A 211-nucleotide genomic window follows, 5' to 3' on the forward strand; every position below is an offset into this window, starting at 1 on the left:
AACGTTGTTATCGCTTTAACCCTCAGTTCATTAGTAGGCGGCTTAACTGCTGGACTATCTGTGCAAGACACTATCTCATCTTTTGAAGGTGGTCTAGGCGGCGGTGCTACTATTGCATTAATTTATGCAATGCTTGGTGCATTTTCTGTTGCCATTTCTAAATCTGGTATTACTCACATATTATCACAAGCAATTATTAAACGACTTAATA

General features: G+C 38.4%; 1 pseudogene. It reads left to right on the forward strand.

Going from position 1 to position 211, the window contains the following annotated elements:
• Positions 1-211, forward strand: a pseudogene (locus V6256_RS16055) (sodium:proton antiporter); the annotation flags it as partial.

Origin of the sequence: Psychromonas aquatilis, assembly GCF_038155185.1 — a bacterium.
Taxonomy (GTDB): domain Bacteria; phylum Pseudomonadota; class Gammaproteobacteria; order Enterobacterales; family Psychromonadaceae; genus Psychromonas; species Psychromonas aquatilis.